The sequence below is a fragment of the uncultured Fretibacterium sp. genome (assembly GCF_938030725.1).
Lineage (GTDB): Bacteria > Synergistota > Synergistia > Synergistales > Aminobacteriaceae > Fretibacterium.
The window spans coordinates 1-4,300 of the sequence record NZ_CALHIQ010000045.1 but is presented as its reverse complement, the minus strand read 5'-3'; the positions used below and the strand labels follow the sequence as shown (position 1 = coordinate 4,300).

The following is a 4,300-nucleotide window of genomic DNA, read 5'->3' as shown; positions in this document are numbered from 1 at the left end:
TGGAGGGGAAGAGCTCCCGCTACATCGTCAACAAGGACATCTTTGACTCTGCAGTGAAGAAATTTCAGGCGGTAAACTGACGGCGGGCCCACGGCCCGCTATCAGCGGAAGGGGCGAGGAGCGATGGACTTTGGATTAAAGGGCAAGAACGTATTGATAACGGGCAGCACCAAGGGGCTCGGCAAAGCCATAGCGGAGGTCGCCGCGGAGGAGGGTGCCAACGTGGTCGTCTCCGGACGGAAGGAGGAGGAGGCGAAGGCTCTGGCCTCCTCCATTGCCTCGCGCTTTGGAGTGAAGGCCCTACCCGTTGCAGCCGACCTCGGCCAAGTCGGTGCGGCGGAGGACCTCTTTGCGGACGCGCTGGCAGCCATGGGGAGCCTGGATATCCTGGTGAACAACGCCGGCATCTGGCCAACCGCTTACGTCCGTGAGATGGATAGGGCCGAGTTTGAGCGCACGATCTACATGGACCTGGAGGTCCCCTACATCCTCTGTCGCCTGATGGTCAACCATCTGATCCCCTCAGGGCGGAAGGGGAAAATCGTCAACGTCGTCTCCCAGGCGGCTTTTCACGGCTCCACCACGGGTCATGCCCACTATGCGGCCGCAAAGGCCGGGCTCGTCGCCTTCACAATATCCTTGGCCCGCGAGGTGGCAAGGGACGGGATCAACGTCAACGCCGTAGCACCAGGCATGATGGATACGCCCATGGTGGCGGACGCCATGGCCAAGAAAGCCGACTACTACAACAGCAGGATACCGGTCGGCAGGGTTGCAAAGCCTGAGGAAGTGGCCTATGCCGCCATCTTTCTGGCCTCGAACAAGGCAGACTACCTCACGGGGATCACCCTCGACGCCACCGGCGGCATGCTGATGCGATGATGGCAATTGATGAGAGCAAGGAGGGACCTTAATGGCACTGGTAACTCTAAACACGATGCTGGACAGGGCAAGGAAGGGGAAATACTGCGTCGGCGCCTTCGACGCGAGCACCATTGAGATGGCCATGAAGATGGTGGAGGCTGCGGAGGAAAAGCGCTCCCCCATCATCCTGATGGGCCTGGCGCTGGACCTCCAGCCAGGTAACATGCTGGACTATTGGCTCTACAGCCTGCGGGACATGGCAAAGAGAGCCAGCGTCCCCGTATGCCTGCACCTGGATCACGCAAAGGATATGAATTTCCTGAAGAAGTGCGTTGACGCAGGCTTTACCTCCGTCATGTACGACGCATCCACCTTCCCCCTGGAGGAGAACATCCGCCTGTCTAAGGAGGCCGTGGACTACGCCCACGAGCGCGGCGTCAGCGTTGAGGCAGAGCTGGGACACGTGGGCGACGGGCTCATCTCCGGCGAAGCGCGAGCAGACGGGAAGTACGATAACCCGGACGACTATCTGACCAACCCGGACGAGATGCAGCACTTCCTTGAGGCGACCGGCGTGGATTGCCTGGCTGTGGCAGTGGGCACCTCTCATGGCGTTTACGTCCACACACCCAAACTCCACTTTGACAGGCTGGAGACGCTGAACCGGATATCAACGGTCCCTATGGTCATGCACGGCGGCTCCGGGACGCCAGACGAGCAGATTAAAAAGGCCGTGGCGAGGGGCATCTGCAAATTGAACATCTACTCGGAGATGCTGAGCGCCTACTACGGCGAACTGAAGAAGAAGCTTGAGGGAGCCGCATCTCTGGCGATCTGGGTCAGCAAGGCCAACGAGCAGCCCCTGGAAGCCCTGAAGAAGGTCGTCCTCGATAAGATCGACCTGGTCGGCTCCGCCAACAAAGCATAGAGGGGGATGGATTATCATGAGCGATTACATGATCGGCATTGACGCTGGCAACACCTCAAGCAAGGTCGTCATCTTCGACGCAAACGGCACGATCGTCGCCACAGCCGCTACACCCAGCATGCGCTTTAAAAAGCGCGGAGAGGGGTTTGAAGAGTTCGACGTGGACGAACTTTGGGCGTTGAACTTGAAGTGCATTCGCGAGGCTATCGACAGTGCAAAGGTCAACCCGAAGGACATCAAGGGTATCGGCGTCACCTCCTTTGGAAACGGCGTCGTGTTCCTGGGCAAGGAGGGGCAGTCCATCGCTCCCGGATGCTTCTCTCAGGATTACCGCGCCAACGGAATCCTTGACATGTACCGCAAGGAGGGGACTTACGACGCGATCAACGAGATTGTGAAGGGGACGCTCTTCGCCGGGGAACCCGGGCCTATTCTGCGCTGGTACAAGGAAAACGATCGAAGTGTCTACGACAAGATCGGCGGCGTTCTGACGTTTAAGGACTACATCATGTACCGTCTGACGGGCGTCTTCGCGACGGACCTGAACTGTTTCGGCGGCTCCTTCATGGTGGACATGTCCACCATGGAATACTCCAGGAAGCTGCTGGAACTCTACGGTATTCCTGAGCTCTACGGTGCCCTGCCCAAGCTGGCCAACGAGCCAACGGAGATCATCGGCCGAGTGACTAAGGAAGCCGCCGAGGCAACCGGACTGGCGGAAGGCACGCCCGTGGTGGCTGGCATGATGGACATCCTGGCCTGCCTCGTGGGTTCTGGCGCCACAGGGGACGCAACCTACACTGCCATCGCCGGCTCTTGGTGCATCAACGAGACCCACTCCAAGCGGATCATCCCCAATGCGTCCTCCAACATGCCCTACCTCTATAAGGGCGAGTACCTCAACTGCTCCTACACGGGAGCTTCAGGCTCCAACTACGAGTGGTTCACCAAGACCCTCGGGGGGACGGCCCAGCTCACGGCGGAGAGGGACGGCATTTCCTCGTTCTTCAGCGTCCTGGACTCTCTGATCGACTCGGCGGACATCGAAAACGTGAAGGTGTTCTTCAGCCCCTTCATCGCGCAGCCCAGCATCCACCCCTACGCGAAGGCAAACCTCGTCAACATCAATCAGTCCACTTCCTACGCGAACGTCTGCTACGCCGTCGTAGAGGGTGTGGCCTTCATCCACAAGTACCACATCGACTTCCTGAGGAATGCCGGCCTGCCTCTCGAGGTGATCCGTTTGACGGGAGGCATTGCAAAGAGCAGGGTGTGGAACCAGATCTTCGCCAACGTCATGCGCGTCCCCGTCATCGGCGTGGACTGCGATGAGACGGGAGCCCTGGGGTCGGCCATCGCGGCGGGCATCGGGGCAGGCATTTACAAGGACTACGACGACGCCTTCAAAAAGGCCGTCAAAGTCAAAGACCCGGTGTTGCCCGATCCTTCCACCTACCGCGTCTACGACCGGCGCTACGCTGAGTGGACCAAGATCAATGAAGTTATGAAGCAGTACTGGGACTGGAAGAGCCAGCAACAATAGGGCGAAAAACGAAGGAGGATCGATAACGTGACAAAGGTAAAGATCCTATGCGTCTACGACGGCGGAATCACGCGCGAGTTGATGGAGCGGATGAAGGAACTCGAGCGTTACGATGCCGAGGTCAGTTTCGTCGAGGACAGAGAGATGAACGCCATGGGGCCCATCACGGACAGGATGCTCCTCATCGAACAGAACGGCGTCGACGCGGCTCCTACCTGCCCTGAGTTTCTGGAAGCCTGTAAGGACAAGGACATCCTCGTGGTGCATGTGGCGTCCATCAACAAGGAAATCATCGCGGCCTGCCCCAACCTTAAGGTGGCGGCCGTCCTGCGGGGAGGGTACGAAAACGCGGACGTCCCGGAGTTGACGAAGCGAAACATCCCCCTGATCAATGCTCCGTGGCGCAGCGCCGACGCCGTGGCGGATTTTACCGTGGGCATGATGATCGCCGAAAACAAGAACATCGCCCGCAGCCACAAGCTGCTATTCGAGGGGACCTGGTGCAAGAAGTACGCCAACCAGGCGTACATCCACAACATGCGAAACTGCACTGTAGGCCTGATCGGCTACGGCTACATCGGCAGCCGCGTGGCGAAGCGGCTCACGGGCTTCGAGAGCAGGGTGATCGTCCACGACCCCTTCGTGGAGCCCGAGAAGTTGAAGGCTCAGGGCATCAACGTCGTCGATCTGGACACGCTACTGGCCGAGTCGGATTTCGTGTCCCTGCACCTGCGCCTCTCCGACAAGACCCAAAAGTTCATGAACGCGGATCGGATGTCCAAGATGAAGAGGACGGCCTATCTCATCAACACGGCACGGGCCGGTTTGCTGGACGAGGTGGCGCTGGCTGACGCCCTGAAGAACCATAGGCTCGGCGGCGCGGCGATCGACGTCTATGAGGTGGAGCCGCTGCCGAGGGATCACCCCTACCTGGAGCTGGACAACATCACCCTGACTTCCCACCT

General features: G+C 59.3%; 4 protein-coding genes. All 4 read left to right on the top strand.

The features are described from left to right. Positions 1-123 precede the first annotated feature (123 nt). Positions 124-882, top strand: coding sequence for an SDR family NAD(P)-dependent oxidoreductase (locus tag Q0629_RS02925; RefSeq protein WP_298778720.1), 759 nt, complete (start codon positions 124-126; stop codon positions 880-882). A 31-nt stretch (positions 883-913) separates the two neighbouring features. Further along, positions 914-1,792 carry a class II fructose-bisphosphate aldolase gene (locus tag Q0629_RS02920; RefSeq protein WP_298778718.1) on the top strand — a complete coding sequence of 293 codons (879 nt, stop codon included), beginning with the start codon at positions 914-916 and terminating at the stop codon, positions 1,790-1,792. Between the two features lie 16 nt (positions 1,793-1,808). Further along, on the top strand, positions 1,809-3,335 hold the full coding sequence (locus Q0629_RS02915) for an FGGY-family carbohydrate kinase (RefSeq protein WP_298778716.1): 1,527 nt from the start codon (positions 1,809-1,811) through the stop codon (positions 3,333-3,335). A 27-nt stretch (positions 3,336-3,362) separates the two neighbouring features. Beyond that, a partial coding sequence (locus Q0629_RS02910; RefSeq protein WP_298778714.1) for a 2-hydroxyacid dehydrogenase occupies positions 3,363-4,300 on the top strand: 938 nt, incomplete at its 3' end.

Coding starts and splice junctions, on each gene's coding strand:
- Q0629_RS02925 (WP_298778720.1), top strand. CDS start 124: ATGGACTTTGGATTAAAGGGCAAGAACGTATTGATAACGGGCAGCACC.
- Q0629_RS02920 (WP_298778718.1), top strand. CDS start 914: ATGGCACTGGTAACTCTAAACACGATGCTGGACAGGGCAAGGAAGGGG.
- Q0629_RS02915 (WP_298778716.1), top strand. CDS start 1,809: ATGAGCGATTACATGATCGGCATTGACGCTGGCAACACCTCAAGCAAG.